The 3,870-nt window shown below is 42.9% G+C and carries 4 protein-coding genes and 1 pseudogene; 1 reads left to right on the top strand and 4 read right to left on the bottom strand.

All coding sequences use genetic code 11. The annotated features are described in order from the left end of the window. Nucleotides 1-1,273, top strand: a 1,273-nt coding sequence (locus ACEW8S_RS06260) for a 30S ribosomal protein S1 (protein WP_373517320.1), incomplete at its 5' end; no start/stop codon positions are given. A gap of 242 nt (nt 1,274-1,515) precedes the next feature. On the opposite strand, the gene ACEW8S_RS06255 is transcribed toward ACEW8S_RS06260, so the two are convergent. The 4 genes and pseudogenes from ACEW8S_RS06255 to ACEW8S_RS06240 all read right to left on the bottom strand — a co-directional run. Continuing rightward, nucleotides 1,516-2,445, bottom strand: coding sequence for a DUF5996 family protein (locus tag ACEW8S_RS06255; protein WP_373517319.1), 930 nt, complete (start codon nt 2,443-2,445; stop codon nt 1,516-1,518). Nucleotides 2,446-2,682: 237 nt separating this feature from the next. Continuing rightward, a pseudogene (locus tag ACEW8S_RS06250) lies at nt 2,683-2,850 on the bottom strand (Crp/Fnr family transcriptional regulator); the annotation flags it as partial. A 342-nt stretch (nt 2,851-3,192) separates the two neighbouring features. Continuing rightward, the gene (locus tag ACEW8S_RS06245) at nt 3,193-3,552 is read right to left on the bottom strand and encodes a helix-turn-helix domain-containing protein (protein ID WP_373517318.1); all 360 of its coding nucleotides are present in this window, start codon (nt 3,550-3,552) and stop codon (nt 3,193-3,195) included. 78 nt (nt 3,553-3,630) lie between these two features. Then, nucleotides 3,631-3,870 (bottom strand): hypothetical protein (locus ACEW8S_RS06240; protein ID WP_373517317.1); only part of this gene is annotated, 240 nt, incomplete at its 5' end.

Genomic DNA, 3,870 nt, shown 5'->3' with positions numbered 1-3,870 from the left:
GATTCGCGACTACGATCAGTATGTAGGTAAGACTATGGAATTCAAGGTGGTGAAAATCAACCATGAGTTCAAAAACGTAGTAGTATCGCACAAAGCATTGATCGAGGCCGATATCGAAGAACAGAAAAAGGAAATCATCAGCCAGTTGGAAAAAGGACAGGTGTTGGAAGGTGTCGTGAAAAACATTACTTCTTACGGTGTGTTCGTAGACCTTGGCGGTGTAGATGGCTTGGTGCATATCACGGATCTTTCGTGGAGCAGGATCAATCATCCGAACGAGGTGGTCGACCTGGATCAGAAAATCAATGTGGTTATCCTTGATTTTGACGAGAACAAGTCCCGTATCCAATTAGGTATGAAGCAATTGGAGAAACATCCGTGGGATGCCTTGAGCGATGAGATCAAAATTGGCGATAAAGTCAAGGGTAAAGTAGTGGTTATTGCCGACTATGGTGCTTTTGTAGAGGTAGTTGAAGGTGTTGAAGGACTGATTCACGTCTCCGAAATGTCTTGGTCAACGCACTTGCGTTCCGCTCAGGATTTCGTGAACGTTGGTGACGAGGTCGATGCGGTTGTATTGACCTTGGACCGTGAGGACCGAAAAATGTCCTTGGGTATCAAACAATTGACACCAGATCCATGGACCGATATTACGTCTAAGTATCCTGTTGGTTCTAAACATAAAGGTATCGTTCGCAACTTCACCAATTTCGGGGTTTTTGTAGAAATGGAAGAAGGTATCGACGGATTGATCTATATCTCCGACCTATCTTGGACCAAGAAAATCAAGCATCCATCGGAATTCGTCAACGTTGGTGATACCATCGAAGTGGAAGTCCTTGAACTGGATGTCGAAGGCCGTAAATTGAGCATCGGACACAAACAAGTTACAGTTAACCCATGGGATAAATACGAAAAAGAGTTTGCCCTAGGTACTATTCATAAAGCCACCATCGGCGACATGGTAGATAAAGGCGCTACCATCGACTTCAACGAAGACATTACGGCCTTCGTGCCGCAACGTCATTTGGAGAAGGAAGATGGAAAAAAGCTTGGCAAGGGCGAAGAAGCCGAATTCAAGATCATTGAATTCAATAAGGATTTCAAACGTGTCGTAGCCAGTCATACCGCTATTTTCCGTGAAGAGGAGATACGCAATATCAAGCAGGCGCAGAAGAAAGCCGCTGCCTCTGCCGACGAGGCCAAGCCTACATTAGGCGACGCAAACGAGGCCTTACAGGCATTGAAGGATAAAATGGAAGGTAACGAGTAGTAATTAGCCTTTTATTTTGAGTATTGAAAAACTCCGTTCGCATGATTTTGTGGACGGGGTTTTTTATTTGATAACTTAAAAAACAAAACTTGCATCGGGAAATTGGCTCCTACGGTCTATAAACGCAAATGACCCCACCGTTCTTTTTTTGCGGAAAGGCAGCAAACGGCCACCCATAAAATTTTCGATGTCTGCGGCACGCTCCGGGATGATGGTATCAGGATTTGACATAGTCTCAAAATTTATAGTTCGTCCAAAGCCGGTACCTTGAGTTTTTCTAGGTCCCAGTCGGCTAACTTGGCTCCGGCGCGGTAGGCCGATTCCATAAAGTCCAAAAGTTCCTTTCTAGGGTTTTGCGCCTTTGTCAGATCGTTATAGCGTAGAATGGCCATGGGGCTACCGTTACTGTCGATCCATTCCGCCGCTGAAGGTTCTAAAACTTCCTTATCTATTCCTTCCGGCGAAGGGTAGGTATAGGAATAGAAGGCGGGTTCTTGCATCTTTTCATCACCCGCCCAAAATCCGAAACTGATACATTCGTGGGTATAGGCATCCTTATCCGAAATTCTTGCACCGTCGCCCATGGGCGGTGCTTCCTTACCGGAAAACCGGGTTACGGCCAAGTCCATCGAGTGCCAGTACAGATGTACGGGGCAGGTCTTTCCATAGAAACGCCCGCTGAATTCCTTAAAAACATCGTCAACCCAGAGCAGGGTTCGCCAAAGGTCCGTTGTATATTCCCTATCGTAGTGGTGGTATTCCGTTATTTCCGCAAAGCGTTTATTGATGCCCAGGTCATAGGGCCTATCGAGAATGCTAACCTGAACATGCAACTTTTGAAGAATTCCCATTAATTGGGAATAGAATGAGGCGACCGTCAATTTTGGGGACAGCGAAAAGTTTTCTATTTCCCCGTCGCTGGTGGTTACCTCCAACCGATGATTTAGAACATCAAGGGTAATCGAAAAAGTGGCCGTCCCCGAGCGATAGGAAATAGGCCCCGTACTCAGTCCCCTGGTATCGACATATTCGGTGACGTACCACCAATGGTTTTTTCGGTATGACATTTTTAGACGAATCTTCCCTATAATCTGTAAGAACAGGTGCAGGGTCAGTTTGCTTTTTTCGTTTCGCTTGTAATGAAGGGGCGGTAATTTAAGTGTATTTTCCATGGTTTTATCTTTTCCATTAAATTAATGATTTTTCTTCATAGGGATAGTTTCGGACAATAGCGGTTTTGGCCATTGTTACCCTATTTCTCTGCTTTTTATATTTAACTTGAATTCAATAGTTCTATACGATACATCTTTGTTGTGGAAGTTTTGGCAATTAATTTGCTCAAATTTAAATCATGAAAAAAGGCTGTACATTGATGTATGGTAAGAAAAAAAATGGAACTGCCCCGGAGACTATTTTGGGCCAAAGTTTTTATCCGCCAACCCTCTTCTGACCCTGCTCAGGCTTTCCGGGGTAATACCAAGATAGGAAGCTACCATCCATTGGGGAGCACGTAGCATTACATCGGGGTATAGTTCGATAAAATCCAAATACCGGCTTTCTGCGGATGCCCCCAGCATCCGGTCTGTCGATTTCCACGATCTTGAAATCGCCTTCGGCCTTTATTGCTTGTACTGTTTTCATTTTCCCGATGCAGTATCTTTTGAGACCCCATGATATAAGGTCTCAAAGGGTGGAGGTGTAACAAAGGTGTAAAAATTTGTGAACGTTTTCCCGAGGAAATGGTGAAAATATTACCGGGAAGTAATGTAACATTTCAAAGGTATTAAATCTTTCCGATTTTGACCTTGAACGACCCTTTTCTAAAAAATAGGGAAACCTCGTCAAGATCATTTTTTTCCTGTCCTGGTTTCTTCTTCACTTCTAAAACCAAATTTTTGATATTACGAAAAAATTTGAGATTAAACCCCTAAAACAATCGAGGCTTCACTATTAAGTTTCAAACTAATATCTCGAGCGACTTTTAAGGGGGGCTCACTTTTGCCTGTTAAGTATTCGCTTATTCTTGAGGAACTGATACTCAATAATTCGGACAATTGCTTTTGGTTCAAACCAAGTTCGAACATACGCAATTTAATGACCTCGACCAGCGAAGGCTTTTTAACCGGAAAAGTTCTTTCTTCATATTCTGCAACAACGTCGGACAAGACATTTAGCTCGACATAACCTTTGGTATCTGTGTTTTCGATGTTTTCAGGGCTTTGTAAAAGCGCTTCGATTCGGTCAACTATGGAGTTATATTCGTTCTCAGTCTTTATCATGTCAAATATTTTTAATATCCTTAATCCTATCATATTCGGAATGCGTGCCTATAAACCGTAAGTAAACTTTTTTGGCGTTTAAGGAAATAATTGCCCGCCGTTTCCAGAACGGGAACGCTCTAAATAGGCCGGTATGTTTTTGGACTCACAAAGCAGGATAAAAGCTTTGCATTCCTGTTGCCAGTTTTCCTTATCAAAATCCGCAGCTATAAACCAAGATGTATTGTCTTGGAGCATAGGATAAATGCCTATTTGTTGTTCGCCCTTTAAATGTTTGAGAACCTGACTGTCTTTTAAGGGTAAATAAGATTTTTCGGT

Origin of the sequence: Pricia sp. (genome assembly GCF_041745955.1) — a bacterium.
Taxonomy (GTDB): Bacteria; Bacteroidota; Bacteroidia; order Flavobacteriales; family Flavobacteriaceae; genus Pricia.
This window is presented reverse-complemented; position numbering and strand designations above follow the sequence as displayed.